Here is a 16,900-nt window from a genome sequence, read left to right as displayed (position 1 = left end):
TGTGACCCCGCGACCGGCCGCCGTTGTGCTGGCCGGTGGCGCGTCACGCCGGATGGGGCGGGACAAGGCCACCCTGGTCTTCGAAGGATCCACGCTGGTGGAGCGGGTGGTCGACACGGTTGGCACCCGCTGTGAACCGGTGTTTGTGATCGCCGCGCCCGGGCAGGCGCTGCCGGAGTTGTCCGCGCAGATCCTGCGTGACGAGGTCCGTGGTGTCGGTCCACTGCTGGCGACCGCCCGTGGTCTGCGTGCCGCCGCCGAGGCCGGAGCCGAGTGGGTTTTTGTGTGTGCGGTCGACATGCCGCATCTGACGAGTGACCTGATCGACGTGCTGCTGGCACCCGCCGGCACTGCCGATGCCGCGGTGTTGCTGCCGTGGGACGGACGCGACCACTATCTTGCGGGCCTGTATCGCACTGGTCTCGCCGGTCTTGCCGATGAGTTGATCGCCGCGGGTGAGCGCAGCATGCGGGCCTTGGTGGATGCCGCCGACACTCAACGCATCGTCATGGAACCCCAGCGGGCGCTGACCAATGTCAACACCCCGGCCGACCTGCTGGCCTGATTTTTCTGACACGGGTGCAGCAAATGCACAATTCTGACGCCAAATCGTCCGAATTTATCGATATGCAATTTCTATTCGTTCGATAACGTTCGTATAACGAGGTTGTGAACGTACGAATTCTTCACGCCGAGGCCGGCCGGGTGGACGCAGTGTGGCGCCGGTGTCGCCATAAGTTGTTGTGCTGCAGTGTCTTTGGTCGATCGTAGCCGACACGCGAAAGATTGGAATACGGTTGGCAATTGGCTATCTGCTGATGGTTAACGTGTCTAACTCCTGCCGTTGTCGCCGGCGGCCGTTGCGGGCTGCCGGTGCGTCGCGGTGCTGTCGACGTGCCCTCATCTGTGCGTAGCGCAGAGGTGGTGCCGGGAGTGTCGAAAGGTGTTGCACCGGAGATGCTTTAGAGCGAAACCTGACACGCTGACGTCGAAAGGTGCTGTCGGCGGCCACTGTTGGCTGTAGGTATTCAAGTCGAGTTAATCGACTGTGCAGCAGCATATTACGTCAACATGGAAGATCCTGGGCCAACATCTACGGGCAGCGAACTGAATCCACGATTGGGCGGACCGAATCGTGTGTCACAGGCTTGATTTCGGGTACTCAGAGGAGCAGGCCGCGGGTGGCGACGCGTGGCCAGGTGGTGCAGCTCACAAAATCCGTGTGATCTGCCTCACCGAATACGTCTCGACCTGCGATCAAGGGTTACGCCGCGAATTCCTGGTTGACCTGCGCGGTTATCGAAAGCGCTGCACCGTGATCGTCTCGTGATCAAAGTGCGACACGTTCGTCATTGAAGTGACTTCGTCGGTGGAGTTTTGTACGTTCATTTTCAACTCCAGTACGGAGCAAACAATTTCACATTCAAGCACCTGCGTGTGAGTGGGCCATTGCGGACTGTTGTGTAGTTCGCCGGCAGCCGGGCGAAGCGCCCGGCGAGGCACCGTTTCGCCTCCCACTGTCGTGCCCGACCGAGACGGCACGCCCCAATCTCGCCGCCTGATGCATTCAGGCTTTCGCGTCCGCATTCGTGTGGACGTGTTCTTTGGCGCGCGCTCGGCGAGAGGATTGACGTTGAAGAACATCCGCAAGACGTTCGGTATGGCCGCCATCGCTGGGGCGTTCGTAGCCGCCCCGGTCGTGCTGGCGACCGGAACCGCACATGCGGACTCCGTGAACTGGGATGCCGTTGCGGCCTGCGAGTCGGGCGGCAACTGGGCGATCAACACGGGTAATGGCTACTACGGTGGCCTGCAGTTCACCATGAGCACCTGGAGCTCCAACGGCGGATCGGGTGCTCCGCACGCCGCCAGCCGGGAAGAGCAGATCCGGGTTGCCGAGAACGTCCTGGCCAGCCAGGGCATCGGCGCATGGCCGACCTGTGGCGGCCGGGGCTGACCCGCTCTTAGCAGAAACATCACAATGGCGCCGAGTGATCACACTCGGCGCCATTGTTTTCTCACAAACACCGCGTGTCGCATAAGAAACCGCTAAAACTTCAGCCCCGTTCGTAACAGGTGAGGTTCGTCACCCGAGAAACCGGATAACCGCGGCGCAAGAACGCACCAACACTTGGTTCGCGGTCTTCGTGTCACCGGTCGGGGAAGGACCGCATCGAAATGTCGAACTACACGCAGAACATCCGCAACACCGCCAAAAAGATCGTTGCCAAGGGCCTCATGTTGGCCGCCGCGACCGGCGCACTCGCCGTGGCCCCGACGGCGTTGGCGCCAACTGCCGGTGCCGACACCGTCAACTGGGACGCCATCGCCGAATGTGAGTCGGGCGGCAACTGGGCGATCAACACCGGTAACGGGCACTACGGCGGCCTGCAGTTCAAACAGGCGACCTGGAACGCCAACGGCGGGGTGGGCTCCCCGGCCCGGGCCTCGCGCACCGAGCAGATCCGGGTCGCCGAGAACGTGCTGCGCACCCAGGGGCTGAAGGCCTGGCCCAAGTGCGGTCCTCGTGGTGCGACGCCGGCCGTCTGGGGCACCCCCGGCCTGCCCGCTGCTCCGGCTCCCGCGGCCACCGGCTGCGCGGCCATCCGCGGCGGCGCGGTGCTCGGCATCTTCGATTTCCGTCAGATGTGCCAGGGCCTGGAGTCCGCGGTGCGTGCCTTCCAGCCGCGCTGACGAGCTCAGCCCGGCAGTGTGAACGCCGAACGCCCGGCCACCGCGGCCAGATGCTGCGCCAGGAGCGCCTCCGGTACCAATGCCGAGGCATGACTGGCGACCGCGCTCAGTAGCGGCGGGCGCAGATTGACGATCCGCCCGATCGCTCGCGACTCCGCCACCAGCGCGCGTACCCGCTTCCCCCGGAACGCCGCGAACCGCTGGAATGCCGCGGACAGATCGGCGCCACCCGCGGTCAGCGTCGCCAGGATCGCCGCATCCTCCACACCCTGGCAGCCACCCTGGCCCAGATGCGGGCGCATGGGATGGGCCGCGTCACCGACGATGACGGCACGGTCGCGCGCCCAACAGTTCGCGGGTGCCCGGTCGTAGATGTCGTTGCGCAGCACCGCGTCGGGCGGTGTACTCGCCAGCAGCGCCGGGATGGGGTCCGGCCAGGCCCCGAATGTCCGCTGCAGGTGCACCAATTCGCCGGCGGGTGAGGACGCCCCCGGCGCCGCACGCTGGGTGGCGAACCAATAGGTGTGCGCGTCGCTGCGCTCGCCCAGCAGCGGAACGTGGCCGACCTCCAGGCCCGGTCCCATCGTCTCGCCGGCCAGAGCGGGATCCAGTGCATGGTCGGCGATTCCGCGCCAGGCCGTGTATCCCGCATAACGACGCGGTAGGTCCCCGTTGAGGTGACGGGCCACCATCGAATCCACGCCGTCGGCCCCGACGACCGCGTCCGCGGTGGTAACCGAACCGTCCGAGAGCGTCACCCGGGCGGTGACCGGTGACACCTGCACTGCGGTGGCGCCGATACCGCGGGTGACCGTGCCGGCCGGCAGTGCCGCGGCCAGGATGTCGGTCAGCGTCCGGCGGTGGATGACCACCAGTGGCTCGCCGAGCGCACGGACGATCCGATCGGGTGCGGGCCGGCGCAGCCAGCGCCCGTCGCGCCACCGGATCGCACCCGCGCTGACCCGCCCGCCCGCGGCGCGGACCTGGTCGCCGACCCCGAGGGCGTCCAGTGCGGCCAGCGCGTTCGGCCAGATGCTGATGCCGGCACCGGTGCTGGTGTCATCGCGTTGCTCGATGATGCCCACCTCGTGCCCCGCGCCGCGCAGTGCGACAGCGGTGGCCAGTCCGGCGATCCCGGCGCCGATGACCGTGATGTGCATGGCCGACAGGTTAGGCGTCAACCACCCGAGACACTCGGGTCACATCGACGAAACGTGACCCTGGTTTCCTGGAAGGTAACCCTGTCAACCCCAGGTGTACTCGGAAGGGCTCATGAAACCTGATCTCGATGTGACGAGCGTGCCCGGTTGGGCGGTGAACCCCAGTCGGCCGCCGGCCGATCTGTCCGGTCGATCGTGGACCGTCATCGCCTTCGGTGCGCAGGGGGCCGAGGTCGCCCAGCAGTGGCGACAGCAGGTCGCCGCCGCCGGAGGCGAATCCGCGGTGCGCGTGCATCAGGCGGCCGACACGGCAGAGGCGATCACGGCGCTGCGCGATGATCTGGCCGACGCCCGTGTCGGCTGGCGTCTGCTGATGGCCGGACCGGCACACGCCTGCCTGGTGCTGCGTGCCGAGGCGGTCGCTCTGGGCGTCGCCGACGACGAGATGACGGTGGCCTCCGGCGATGTCGAATCGCGATCGGTGCAATGTGTGCACTGCCGTGCCGTCACCCACGCCGAGGTGAGTCTGGAAGATGTGCTGCCCTGCGCTGGTTGTGGTCGTAACCTTCTTGTCTATTACCATGTTTCACGTCGCGTGGGAGCACACCTGGGCTTCATGGTCGACGCCGAGGCGACTCCGGCGTGAACACCCTCAAGCTGGTGGTCACCGCGATCGACGACACGATCGACGGTATTCGCACCCTGACCCTCACCGATCCCGACGGTGCGGCACTGCCGTCGTTTCCCGCCGGCGCGCACATCGTCGTCGAGTGCGGACCGGTGTCCAATGCGTACTCGCTCACCGGGGACGGGTCCGCGCCCGAGTCCTATGTGATTTCGGTGCTGCGATGCGCGGACGGTTCCGGTGGCTCACAGTGGATTCACGATGACGTGACGCTTGGGGACACCCTGATCGCCGGTCTGCCGCGCAGCGCGTTCGCGCCCGTGCTGCGGGCGCGACGGCACCTGCTGGTCGCCGCGGGCATCGGCATCACCCCGATGGTGTCGCACCTGCGGGCTGCCCGGGTGTGGGGGCGTGACACCCGGTTGCTCTACATCCATCGGCCGGGCCGCGGCGCCTATGTCGACACCGTCACGGCGTTGGCCGACGAGGTCGCGGTTCATACCGACCGGGCCGGGTTCGTCGCCGAGCTTCGGGAAGCGCTGGCCGATCAGCCGTTCGGGACACATCTGTACATGTGCGGTCCGGTGGCGTTCATCGAGGACATCACGGCGGCCGCCGTCGAATTCGGCTGGCCGGCCAGCCGAATTCACCTGGAGCACTTCGGCTCCGCGGCCCTGGACCCGGGGGAGCCGTTCGAGGCCCGGATCGCGTCGACGGGCGAGCAGATCACCGTCGATTCGGGGATGTCGCTGTTGGAGGCGCTGGAACAGCGCGGCATCGACATCCCGAATCTGTGCCGTAAAGGTGTCTGCGGCGAGTGCCGGATACCGGTGACCGCCGGTGCAATCACCCATCGTGATCTCTATCTGGCTGAGGACGAGAAGCGTGCGGGGGACTCGTTGATGGCGTGTGTGTCCCGCGGTGATGGCGAAATTTTGGAGGTAGCAGTGTGATATCACAATCCGACCTGATCGAGACGTTTCCGTTCCCGTTCCCGACCGACAGTTACCGCTACACGACCAATGTCGAGCCGGCCGGCGCGGCGGTGATCACCCCGGCCGGGCGCTGGGGTGAGCGAGTGGTCGATGTCGACAGCGAGTACGAACACGAATTGGCCGAGCGAGCCGAGATCCTGGTCGCCGATCCGACCCGATATGCCGTGCTCGGCCACATGCGGGCGGCCTGCTGGGACACCATGCTGACGCTGATGCGGGAGTTGGCGAAGTCCTACCCGGACAGCATGTCGCTGCATCGTGATGGTGGCCGATGGCATTGGCGCAACGACCGATTGGGCATCGAGCAGACCTTCGTGCTCGGCGACGACAGCACCCTGCCCGCCGAACCGCTGGCCTATATCGCCGGTCAGGTCCAGGAGGACATCGTGCTGCTCGACCAGCGCGACGGCGACCTGTTCGGTGATGCCGGGGTGGTGACGTTTGCCGCGGACTGGTCGTTCGGCTTCGACGTCGGCATGACCTTCCTGGAGATCCATGGCCCGGTACCGCGATTGCGGGCCACCGGCGTCATCACCCGGGCTCGGGAGTTCCTGATGCGGCTACAGCCCGGCGAAACCTACCGGCGGACCAACTGGACACTGACCATCGGACGCCGACTGGATGTGTCGACAGAGCTGTACCACGAGTGGGGTCCGGACCGACCGATGATCGGCACCGTCGATGACGAGGAGTTCGGTCGGCTGGTGCATCTGCGGGTGGAGGTGCAGCATCTGATCCGGCTGCCGGAGTCCGGGTCCATCTGCTTCCTGATCCGCACCTACATGCTGCCATTCGCCGATCTCGCCGCATTCGAGCCCTGGCGGGAGCGCACCGCGACGGTGCTGGCCGATCTGCCCGACGATATGGCCGACTACAAGGGCATCATCAGCTACCGCGACCGTGCGGTGCAATGGTTGCGTGACGCCGGCTGACGGCTCGCGCTGAGTCGTTCCACACGAAAAGTGCCCGGCCCCTTCCGGGTCCGGGCACTTTCCATGCTGGGTTCAGTAGGCCGTGGGTTCACCCTCGGCCGCGGGGCCCGGCTCCACCGGCTCGTGCTCGATGATCTGCTTATACGCGTGGTTCTCGTGCGTGACCATCCGGACGAAGAAACCGATGAACATCGCCACGGCGAGCAGGAAGAACACCCATGTGCCCAACGAGTCGCCGCCGAATGTGTACACGACGCCGGCATCGTCGTAGCTGTCAAATGGTGCGAACATTTACTTGACCTCCTCGATCACAACAGTGGTGCCATTGACCCGCATGGCGGTGACCGGGATGCCCTCCGGGTACGGAGTGGCGGGAATCTCGGTGAGGTCGAGACCTTGCAGCTCCACCTCGGCCGGAACCCGCAGCAGTCCGACCTTTTTCAACAGCAGCGAAAGCAGATATGCGGGAATGAATCCCAATGCTGCGAACGTGACAGCGCCGATGGCCTGGCCCCAGAACGTGATCGAAGGGTTGCCGTCGGTGTTCGGGTACCCATGCAGGAAGATCCCGGCAACCAGCAGGGAGTACAAGCCCATTCCGCCGTGCACGGTCACTGCGCCGACGACATCGTCGATCTTGAACTTCTCCAGGAGCTGGCCGATGTAGGGGATCAGCATGCCGCCCACCATCGCGATGACGAAGGCAAGGCCCGGGTAGTACAGATCCAGCCCGGCGGCACATGCGATGACACCGGCCAGGCCTCCGGAGATCGTCCAGAACGGTTCGCCCTTGGAGGTGATATAGGCGCCGATGATGCCACCGGCCAGACCCATCAGGGTGTTGAACGCGAAGGCGGACATGTTGGTCGGGCTTGCGTAGATGGTGCTGAATCCACCTGCGCCGTAGATGATGCAGCCCATCAGGAAGCCGAAGAAGCCGGTGAAGATCAGGAACAGGCCGAGCAGCGTCAACGGCAGGTTGTGTGGGCGGATCGTCACGGCGGTGCCGTCGGGCAGGAATCGACCGATGCGCGGCCCGAGGTTGATCAGGATGCCCAATGCGGCAAAGCCCGAGATCATGTGCACGCAGCCGGCGGCGCCGACGTCGTGGAAGCCGAGCTGGGTGAGCATCCAGCCGGCGCCGTGCCACCCCCAGGCAGCGCCGATGATCCAGACGACCGATCCGACGAAGATTGTCAGCACCAGGAAGCCGCTGGTCCGAATGCGCTCCAGCACCGCACCGGACATGATCGAGCCGGTGGTCGCTGCGAACAACGCGAAGGCGCCCCAGAAGATACCGCTCGCGGCATCGTCGACGTTGGGTCCCATGTTGTCCGACCACGGCAATGCTGCCTTGGCGGCATCGTTGAATTCGATGAAACCGCTTGGCATGGCGTTGTAGAGGAACCAGCCGACGAAGAAGAACGAGACGATGATCGTCGCGAATGCCAGCAGATTCTTCATCGCCGTCGCGAGTACATTCTTCGACCTCGATACCCCGACCTCGTAGGCGAGGAATCCCGCGTGAATGAGCATCATCAGCGCAATCGATACCCAGTAGTAGAACTCGTTGCTCATGGACACCATCACAGAGATGGCGTCCTCGACTTCCGGTGTCAAAAGAACCTCCGCCGTTCAATTTTGGGGGTGAGTGACACGACACTGCGTTTATTCACAGTGACCGTGAGGTACTGACGGTGTACCGAGATGAAAGTAACCGCGCCAATGTGTCCCGGCTGTCATCGCGCGTTAAATCCGCGTGAAGACCCGTAACGCAGCGTGTTACGCGGAACTTGGGATCGGTAGCGACCACACACGGCCAAAGTCGTCGCCATGACGACATACACCCGCTTCGGTGTCGGCCTGGCCGCCACCGCCCTGTCCATCTCCCTGCTCACCGGATGCTCCAAGGTCGCCGAGATCCAGCAGCTCACCGACGTCGCGAGCACCGCCGTCGAGCAACTCAGCGATACCGCCGGCGGACTGGTCGACGCCGCGACCGCCGACATGCTCACCGCGGAGTCCATCGACAAGGCGCTCGCGGCCATCACCGCCGAGGTCGGTGCGAACCCGATGCAGGTGGTGGAACTGGTCCTCACCGACATCTCGGTGACGGTCCAAGCCATCGATCCGAACGCGCCCACCGAGCTCAACCAGTGGACCTACGCGAGCGGAAACGTCGGACCGCTGCGACCGGTGGACTATGGCGACGATGCCGATGCGCTGCGGCAGAACCTGTTCTCCATCGCCGAGGTGCCGACGTCGGCGATCATGACCGCCATCGACAATGCCGTGGCAGCCAGCGCGATCGCCGACGGTGCGGTGCAGTCGGTGGTGGTCCAGCGAAACCTGCCATTCTCCGGCGACGTGCAGATCCTGCTCAACGTGCAGGGTGAGCGCAGCAGCAAGCAGGTCCGTGGCGATGTGACCGGAGCGGTCACCGAGGTCGTCCAGTAACCGCATTACGGTGGGCACATGACGCCGTTCGACGACCTGGATTCCTATCTGGCACTGCCCCGGGTGGCCGGCCTGGCCGTCACCCCGGGCGGTGACCGGCTGGTGACCACGATCAGTGAGCTCAATGCCGAAGGCACCGAGTACGTCACGGCGATATGGGAATTGGACCCCGCCGGTGTGCAGCCGGCGCGGCGCCTGACCCGGGGCGCCAAAGGTGAGGCCGGTCCGGTGTTCACCGCCGACGGTGACCTGCTGTTCGTCGCCGCCCGGCCGGCGCCGGGGGAGGAAGCCCCGCCGGCCGCACTGTGGCGGCTGCCGCGCGCCGGTGGCGAGGCGATCGAGGAGTTGAGCACCCCCGGCGGTGTCGGCGGTGTGCACACCGCCCGACGGGCGGACCGGACGATCGTCACCGCCCCACTGCTGCCCTCGGCCACCGGGATCGACGACGACAAGCGACTGCGGTCGCTGCGCAAGGACAACAAGGTCTCGGCGATTTTGCACACCGGATACCCGGTCCGGCACTGGGATCACGACCTGGGGCCGGACCAGCCCCACCTCATCGACGCCGACGGTCGGCGGGACCTCACCCCGAATCCGGGTGCGGCACTGCGCGATGCCGCATTCGATATCGACCCCGACGGCGAGTTCGTGATCACCGCCTGGCACGCGCCGGCACCGGGGGTGGCGCTGCGCTCCCGGCTGGTGCGTATCGATACCGCCACCGGTGAACGCGCCGTGGTGGCCGACGACACCGACGCAGACCTGGACGGTCCGGTCATGTCACCGGACCGGCGACGGATCGCCTTCGTCCGCGAGACCACCTCGACGCCTGAGCTTGCACCGCGGATCACGCTGTGCTGGGCGGATATCGGCGAAAACTGGACCGAGCTGGCCCACTGGGATCGTTGGCCCACCTCGGTCACCTGGAGCGCCGACGGCACCCAACTGATCGTGACCGCCGATGACAACGGCCGCGGCCCGATATTCGCGGTGGATACTGCGACCAGCGTGGTGACCCGACTGACCGAGGACGACTTCACCTATACCGATGTGCACACCGCACCGGGCGGGCTGATCTTCGCGCTGCGCAATTCCTATTTGAGCCCGCCGCACCCGGTGCGCATCGACGTCGACGGGACGGTCACCGAACTGCCCTGCGTCGCGCGCCCGCCGCTGCCCGGCACCGTGGCCGAGCTGACCGCCACGGCCGCCGACGGCACGGCGGTGCACTCCTGGCTGGTGCTGCCGGCCGGGGATGCGCCGGCGCCCCTGCTGCTGTGGGTACACGGCGGCCCGCTCGGCAGCTGGAACGCCTGGCACTGGCGCTGGAACCCGTGGCTGCTGGCCGCCCAGGGATATGCGGTGCTGCTACCGGACCCGGCGCTGTCCACCGGGTACGGCCAGGACTTCATCCAACGCGGCTGGGGCGCCTGGGGCGGTCCGCCGTATACCGACCTGATGGCCGCCACTGACGCCGCGTGCGCGCATCCGCGGGTCGACGAGACGCGCACCGCCGCCATGGGCGGATCCTTCGGCGGCTACATGGCCAACTGGATCGCCGGGCATACCGACCGGTTCGCCGCGATCGTCACGCACGCCAGCCTGTGGGCGCTCGATCAGTTCGGGCCCACCACCGACGGCGCGTACTGGTGGGAACGTGAGATGACCGCACAGATGGCACAACAGAATTCACCACACCACCATGTGCAGGCGATCCGCACACCGATGCTCGTCATCCACGGTGACAAGGACTACCGCGTCCCCATCGGGGAAGGCCTGCGACTGTGGTACGAGCTGCTCAGCCGGTCCGGTCTGCCCGCCGACGGCGAGGGCAACAGCCCGCACCGGTTCCTGTACTTCCCCTCCGAAGGACACTGGGTGGCCGCCCCTCAGCACACCAAGATCTGGTACCAGGTGATCATCGGATTCCTGGGCAACCATCTATTTGGTCGGGAGGTCTTTGTGCCCGAGCTCCTCGGGTAGCTTCGGGACCCATGACCTCTTCGCAGCGGGAATTCGACATCGTCCTGTACGGCGCCACCGGGTTCGCCGGCAAGCTCACCGCGCAGTATCTGGCCGTCGCTGACTCGGGGGCTCGGATCGCGCTCGCCGGCCGCTCCCTGCCCAAGGTGCGCGATGTCCGCGACAGCCTGGGGCCCGGGGCGCAGGACTGGCAGCTCATCGAGGCCGACGCCGGAAAGCCGTCGACGTTGGCGGATATGGCGGCACGCACCCAGGTTGTGGTGACCACGGTCGGCCCGTACACCAAGTACGGGCTGCCACTGGTGCAGGCATGTGTGGCGGCGGGCACCGACTACGCCGATCTCACCGGCGAGACCTTGTTCATCCGGGACAGTGCCGAGCAGTTCCACAAGCAGGCGGTCGACACGGGTTCGCGCATCGTGCACTCCTGCGGATTCGATTCGGTGCCATCCGATATCACCGTCTTCGCGCTGCACGACCGGGTCACCGCCGATGGCGCCGGTGAACTGACCGAGACCAATCTGGTGCTGCGGTCCTTCGCAGGCGGCGTGTCCGGTGGCACCGCGGCCTCGATGGTCGAGTTCATGAAGACCGCCGCGGAGAACCCGGAGTCGCGCCGCGACCTGGAAGACCCCTACACCCTGACCACCGACCGCGGCGCCGAACCGGAGTTGGGTCACCAATCCGACAACCCGTGGCGGCGCGGCCGCGATATCGCACCTGAACTGGACGGTATCTGGACCGGCGCGTTCGCGATGGCCGCCCCCAACTCGCGCATCGTGCGGCGCAGCAACAGCCTGCTGGACTGGGCATACGGTCGCAGCTTCCGTTACGCCGAGCAGATGAGCGTCGGATCCTCGGTGCTGGCGCCGGCCGCCGCGGCACTGGAGACCGCGGCCAGCGTCGCGACGTTCGGTCTCGGCAGCCGCTATATCAACAAGGTGCCGACGGGGCTGCTGGACCGGATCCTGCCCAAGCCCGGCACCGGCCCCAGCGAGAAGACCCGCGACAAGGGGCACTACCGCATCGAGACCTACACCACGACCAGCACCGGTGCCCGGTACCGCGCGACCATCGCCCAGCAGGGCGACCCCGGCTACAAGGCCACCGCGGTGTTGCTCGCCGAATGCGGTCTGGCGCTCGCCCTGGACCGCGACCGACTCTCGGATCTGCGGGGTGTGCTGACCCCGGCCGCGGCCATGGGATCGGCGCTGCTGACCCGACTGCCCGCTGCGGGCGTCACCTTGGAGACCGCTCGGCTCAATTGATTCCAGCGCCGACCGACCTCGACTAGGGTCGATCTTGGGTAACCAACAGCGACATAAGGGGTGTTCATGGCTGGTTTGGACGAACTCTTCGCACAGATTCCCGTATCGGATATCGCCGCAAAGCTCGGCGCCGACGAGGGTGAGGTCGACAAACAGATCCGAGCTCTGGTCCCCGCCCTGGTCGGCGGTGTCCAGGCCAATGTCCAGGCCGACGACATCGACTCGACCGACCTGGAGGCGGCCGTCGGTTCGCAGGCCGCGAGCGGTCTGCTGGACGGGGGAGTCAAGGTCGACGATGTCGACGCTGCGGCCGGAGACAAGATCGTCGCCAACATCTTCGGCGGTAACGACAGCAACCAGGTCGCCTCGGCGCTCGCCGGCGGCGGTGCCGGCAACAGCGACCTGATCAAGAAGCTGCTGCCGATCCTGGCGCCGATCGTGCTGGCCTATATCGGCAAGCAGTTCGGCGGCGGCGCAGCCCAGCCGCAGGCATCGGGCGGCGGCGGGCTCGGTGACGTGCTGGGCGGCATCCTCGGCGGTTCCGGTGGCGGCAACAACCCGCTCGGCAGCATCCTGGGCAGCGTGCTCGGCGGTGGCTCGGGCGGGCAGGGCAACAATCCGATCGGTGACATCCTGGGCGGGCTGCTCGGCGGCAAGAAGTAGCCCCAAATCGCAGGGAAAACGGGGGCTCACGCGGCCGCTGCCGGGGTCTTCCTAGAATGGCCGGGTGACTGCCAGCCCTTCCTCGCGCGCCGATGCCCTGCCCAAGTCCTGGGAGCCGGGTGCGGTAGAGAGCGACCTGTACCAGGGCTGGGTCGACGCCGGCTACTTCACCGCCGATCCGGGCAGCGACAAGCCGCCGTACTCGATCGTGTTGCCGCCGCCGAATGTCACCGGCAGCCTGCACATGGGGCATGCCCTGGACCACACCCTGATGGACGCGTTGACCCGTCGGCGCCGCATGCAGGGCTACCAGGTGCTGTGGCTGCCCGGTATGGACCACGCCGGCATCGCCACCCAGTCTGTGGTCGAGAAGCAGCTGGCGGCCGACGGCAAGACCAAAGAAGACTTCGGCCGTGAACTGTTCATCGACAAGGTGTGGGACTGGAAGCGCGAATCCGGCGGCACCATCGGCGGACAGATGCGCCGCCTGGGCGACGGGGTGGACTGGAGCCGCGACCGGTTCACCATGGACGAGGGCCTGTCCCGTGCCGTGCGCACCATCTTCAAACGGCTGTATGACGCCGGGCTGATCTACCAGGCCGAGCGACTGGTGAACTGGTCGCCGGTGCTGCAGACCGCCATCTCCGACCTCGAGGTCAAATACGAGGACGTCGAGGGTGAACTGGTGTCCTTCCGGTACGGCTCGATGAACGACGACGAACCCCATATCGTCGTCGCCACCACCCGGCTGGAGACCATGCTCGGCGACACCGCCATCGCCGTGCACCCCGACGACGACCGGTACCGGGCGCTGGTGGGTAGCACGCTGCCCCACCCGTTCCTGACCGACCACACCATCGTGATCGTGGCCGATGCCCACGTCGATCCCGAATTCGGTACCGGCGCAGTCAAAGTCACCCCGGCCCACGATCCCAACGACTTCGAGATCGGCCTGCGGCACAACCTGCCGATGCCGTCCATCCTGGATGTCGCCGGCGCCATCACCGGCACCGGCACCCAGTTCGACGGGATGGACCGGTTCGAGGCTCGCGTGGCGGTGCGTGAGGCGCTGGCCGCCCAGGGGCGCATCGTCGCCGAGAAGCGGCCGTACCTGCACAGCGTCGGCCATTCCGAACGCAGCGGCGAGCCCATCGAGCCGCGGCTGAGCCTGCAGTGGTGGGTCAAGGTCGAATCGCTGGCCAAGGCCGCCGGTGACGCGGTCCGCAACGGCGACACCGTGATCCACCCGGCCAGCCTGGAGCCGCGCTGGTTCGCCTGGGTCGACAACATGCACGACTGGTGCATCTCGCGTCAGCTGTGGTGGGGGCACCGCATCCCGATCTGGCACGGTCCCGACGGGCAGCAGGTGTGCCTGGGGCCGGACGAAACCCCGCCCGAGGGCTGGGTGCAGGACCCCGACGTGTTGGACACCTGGTTCTCCTCGGCACTGTGGCCGTTCTCCACCATGGGTTGGCCCGAGGCCACGCCGGAGCTGGAAAAGTTCTATCCGACAACGGTTCTGGTCACCGGCTACGACATCCTGTTCTTCTGGGTGGCCCGGATGATGATGTTCGGCACCTTCGTCGCCGGCGACGAGACCATCGCGGCCGGATCGGTGCCGTTCGAGAACGTCTTCCTACACGGTCTCATCCGCGACGAGTTCGGTCGAAAGATGAGCAAGTCCAAGGGCAACGGCATCGACCCGCTGGACTGGGTGGAGAAGTTCGGCGCCGATGCGCTGCGCTTCACCCTGGCCCGCGGTGCGAGCCCCGGCGGTGACCTGTCCATCGGTGAGGATCACGCCCGCGCCTCGCGCAATTTCGCCACGAAGCTGTTCAACGCGACCAAGTTCTCCCTGATGAACGGTGCGGAGTTGACCGCGCTGCCCGAGGCCGACCAACTCACCGATGCCGACCGCTGGATCCTGGGTCGGTTGGAAGAGGTGCGCGCCGAGGCGGATACCGCGCTGGAGGCCTACGAATTCAGCCGGGCCTGCGAGGCGCTGTACCACTTCGCCTGGGACGAGTTCTGTGACTGGTACCTGGAACTGGCCAAGGTCCAATTCAGCCAGGGGCTGGTGCATACCGGTGCGGTGCTGGCCACAGTCCTCGACGCGCTGCTGAAGCTGCTGCACCCGGTGATGCCGTTCGTCACCGAGACGCTGTGGAAGGCGCTCACCGGAGAAGAGTCGATCGTCATCGCCGACTGGCCGACATCTTCGGGTCTCGCGTTGGATACCGTTGCCGCCCAGCGGGTTACCGATATGCAGAAGCTGGTCACCGAGGTTCGTCGCTTCCGTAGCGATCAGGGCCTGGCCGACCGTCAGAAGGTGCCCGCCCGGCTGGCGGGCCTCGACGGTGCCGACATCGAATCGCAGCTGCCCGCGGTGACCGCGCTGGCCTGGCTCACCGAACCGGGCGACGGTTTCACCGCGTCGGCATCGGTCGAGGTCCGCCTGACCCAGGGCACCGTGACCGTCGAACTGGACACCTCGGGCACCGTGGACGTGGCGGCCGAGAAGCGTCGGTTGGAGAAGGATCTGGCCGCCGCGCAGAAGGAACTCGCCCAGACCGCAGGCAAACTCGGCAACGCCGACTTCCTGGCCAAGGCACCGGAGGCCGTCGTCGAGAAGATCAAGGGGCGGCAGCAGCTGGCGGCCGAAGAGGTCGAGCGGATCACGGCCCGCCTTGCCGATCTGAAATGACCGAGCCGACTCCCGACGAGGTCGCGGCCCTGCTGCAGGTCGAACACCTGCTGGATCAGCGCTGGCCGGAAACCAAGATCGAGCCCAGCACCGCCCGTATCGCGGCACTGCTGGAACTGCTCGGCTCGCCGCAGCGGGCCTACCCGGCGATCCACATCGCCGGGACCAACGGCAAGACATCGGTCGCGCGCATCATCGACGCGCTGCTGATCGCGCTGCACCGACGGACCGGGCGGACCACCAGCCCGCACCTGCAGTCCGCGGTGGAACGCATCTCGATCGACGGAAAGCCGATCACCCCGGCGCAATACGTGGACACCTACTCCGAGATCGAGCCGTTCGTCGAGCTGGTGGATCAGCAGTCGGAGAGTGCCGGCGGCCCGAAGATGAGCAAGTTCGAGGTGCTGACCGGGATGGCGTTCGCGGCTTTCGCCGATGCCCCCGTCGATGTGGCCGTCATCGAGACCGGTCTCGGCGGCCGCTGGGATGCCACCAATGTGGTCGCGGCGCCCGTCGCGGTGATCACCCCGATCGGGTTGGACCACACCGACTATCTGGGTGAGACCATCGCCGAGATCGCCGGCGAGAAGGCCGGGATCATCCACAAACAGGACGACGCCCTCATCCCGACCGATACCGTCGCCGTCATCGCCCGTCAGGTACCCGAGGCCATGGAAGTGCTGCTGGCCGAGACGGTCCGTGCCGATGCCGCTGTGGCACGCGAGGATTCGGAGTTCGCGGTCCTGGATCGGCAGGTGGCCATCGGCGGTCAGCTGCTGACCCTGCAGGGTCTCGGTGGCGTGTACGACGAGATCTTCCTGCCGTTGCACGGTGAACATCAGGCGCACAACGCCGTACTGGCGTTGGCGGCGGTGGAGGCCTTCTTCGGCGCCGGTGCCGACCGCCAGCTCGATATCGATGCGGTGCGAGCCGGATTCGCCTCGGCCGCCAGCCCGGGTCGCCTGGAGCGGGTGCGCAGCGCGCCGACTGTCTTCGTCGACGCCGCACACAACCCCGCCGGCGCCGCCGCGCTCACCCGGGCGTTGGCCGAGGAATTCGACTTCCGTTATCTGGTCGGCGTGGTGTCGGTGATGGCCGACAAGGATGTCGACGGGATCCTGGAGGCGCTGGAACCGGCATTCGACGTTCTGGTCGTCACCCGCAACGGGTCGCCCAGAGCGATGGACGTGGACGCCCTCGATGCGCGGGCGGAAGAGCGCTTCGGCCCGGACCGGGTGATCACGGCCGCGACGCTGCCCGACGCGATCGAGGCCGCCACCGCCCTGGTCGAGGAGTCCGGCAACGACGGTGAGGGCTACTCCGGCAGCGGCATCGTCATCACCGGTTCGGTGGTCACCGCCGGTGCGGCACGCACCCTGTTCGGTAAGGATCCGCAGTGACTCAACCTCCGTCCGACCC

General features: G+C 66.6%; 13 protein-coding genes and 2 pseudogenes. 12 read left to right on the top strand and 3 right to left on the bottom strand.

Going from position 1 to position 16,900, the window contains the following annotated elements; genetic code table 11:
• Position 1: 1 nt before the first annotated feature.
• The 3 genes and pseudogenes from mobA to ACLBYA_RS13285 form a co-directional block, all read left to right on the top strand.
• Entirely contained in the window at positions 2–565 is a 564-nt protein-coding gene (gene mobA, locus ACLBYA_RS13295) for a molybdenum cofactor guanylyltransferase (protein WP_447709868.1), read from the top strand.
• Positions 566–1,723: 1,158 nt separating this feature from the next.
• A pseudogene (locus tag ACLBYA_RS13290) lies at positions 1,724–1,957 on the top strand (transglycosylase family protein); the annotation flags it as partial.
• Positions 1,958–2,301: 344 nt separating this feature from the next.
• Positions 2,302–2,532 (top strand): annotated as a pseudogene (locus ACLBYA_RS13285) (transglycosylase family protein); the annotation flags it as partial.
• A gap of 167 nt (positions 2,533–2,699) precedes the next feature.
• On the opposite strand, the gene ACLBYA_RS13280 reads toward ACLBYA_RS13285, so the two are convergent.
• Positions 2,700–3,854 carry an FAD-dependent monooxygenase gene (locus ACLBYA_RS13280; protein WP_447709867.1) on the bottom strand — a complete coding sequence of 385 codons (1,155 nt, stop codon included), beginning with the start codon at positions 3,852–3,854 and terminating at the stop codon, positions 2,700–2,702.
• Between the two features lie 112 nt (positions 3,855–3,966).
• On the opposite strand from ACLBYA_RS13280, the gene ACLBYA_RS13275 reads away from it, so the two are divergent.
• The 3 genes from ACLBYA_RS13275 to ACLBYA_RS13265 are packed head-to-tail and all read left to right on the top strand — an operon-like array spanning position 3,967 to position 6,406.
• Positions 3,967–4,500 carry a dimethylamine monooxygenase subunit DmmA family protein gene (locus tag ACLBYA_RS13275; RefSeq protein WP_447709866.1) on the top strand — a complete coding sequence of 178 codons (534 nt, stop codon included), beginning with the start codon at positions 3,967–3,969 and terminating at the stop codon, positions 4,498–4,500.
• Positions 4,497–5,432 (top strand): PDR/VanB family oxidoreductase, encoded by a 936-nt coding sequence (locus ACLBYA_RS13270; protein ID WP_447709865.1) that lies wholly within the window; start codon positions 4,497–4,499, stop codon positions 5,430–5,432. Before ACLBYA_RS13275 ends, ACLBYA_RS13270 begins: the two co-directional genes overlap by 4 nt.
• Complete coding sequence (locus ACLBYA_RS13265) at positions 5,429–6,406, top strand: heme-dependent oxidative N-demethylase family protein (RefSeq protein WP_447709864.1); 978 nt, start codon at positions 5,429–5,431, stop codon at positions 6,404–6,406. The genes ACLBYA_RS13270 and ACLBYA_RS13265 overlap by 4 nt, the downstream gene beginning before the upstream one ends.
• A 72-nt stretch (positions 6,407–6,478) precedes the next feature.
• Here the strand turns inward: ACLBYA_RS13265 and ACLBYA_RS13260 are convergent, their stop codons facing one another.
• Together ACLBYA_RS13260 and ACLBYA_RS13255 are read right to left on the bottom strand one after the other, a co-directional pair.
• Positions 6,479–6,697, bottom strand: coding sequence for a hypothetical protein (locus ACLBYA_RS13260; RefSeq protein ID WP_447709863.1), 219 nt, complete (start codon positions 6,695–6,697; stop codon positions 6,479–6,481).
• Complete coding sequence (locus ACLBYA_RS13255; RefSeq protein ID WP_447709862.1) at positions 6,698–8,026, bottom strand: ammonium transporter; 1,329 nt, start codon at positions 8,024–8,026, stop codon at positions 6,698–6,700.
• A gap of 213 nt (positions 8,027–8,239) precedes the next feature.
• Here ACLBYA_RS13255 and ACLBYA_RS13250 point away from each other — a divergent pair, with 213 nt between their 5' ends.
• From ACLBYA_RS13250 to folC, 6 genes are all read left to right on the top strand, one after another.
• Positions 8,240–8,863: a hypothetical protein gene (locus ACLBYA_RS13250; protein WP_447709861.1), complete on the top strand. Its 624-nt coding sequence runs from the start codon at positions 8,240–8,242 to the stop codon at positions 8,861–8,863.
• An 18-nt stretch (positions 8,864–8,881) separates the two neighbouring features.
• Complete coding sequence (locus ACLBYA_RS13245; protein ID WP_447709860.1) at positions 8,882–10,846, top strand: S9 family peptidase; 1,965 nt, start codon at positions 8,882–8,884, stop codon at positions 10,844–10,846.
• Between the two features lie 11 nt (positions 10,847–10,857).
• Positions 10,858–12,114 carry a saccharopine dehydrogenase family protein gene (locus tag ACLBYA_RS13240; protein ID WP_447709859.1) on the top strand — a complete coding sequence of 419 codons (1,257 nt, stop codon included), beginning with the start codon at positions 10,858–10,860 and terminating at the stop codon, positions 12,112–12,114.
• A gap of 66 nt (positions 12,115–12,180) precedes the next feature.
• Entirely contained in the window at positions 12,181–12,777 is a 597-nt protein-coding gene (locus ACLBYA_RS13235; RefSeq protein WP_447709858.1) for a DUF937 domain-containing protein, read from the top strand.
• Positions 12,778–12,841: 64 nt separating this feature from the next.
• Positions 12,842–15,481, top strand: coding sequence for a valine--tRNA ligase (locus ACLBYA_RS13230; protein WP_447709857.1), 2,640 nt, complete (start codon positions 12,842–12,844; stop codon positions 15,479–15,481).
• A complete protein-coding gene (folC, locus tag ACLBYA_RS13225; protein ID WP_447709856.1) occupies positions 15,478–16,881 on the top strand; it encodes a bifunctional tetrahydrofolate synthase/dihydrofolate synthase in 1,404 nt (467 codons plus the stop codon). Before ACLBYA_RS13230 ends, folC begins: the two co-directional genes overlap by 4 nt.
• Positions 16,882–16,900: the final 19 nt, after the last annotated feature.

This window comes from Mycobacterium sp. C31M, from assembly GCF_053345865.1.
This window is presented reverse-complemented; position numbering and strand designations above follow the sequence as displayed.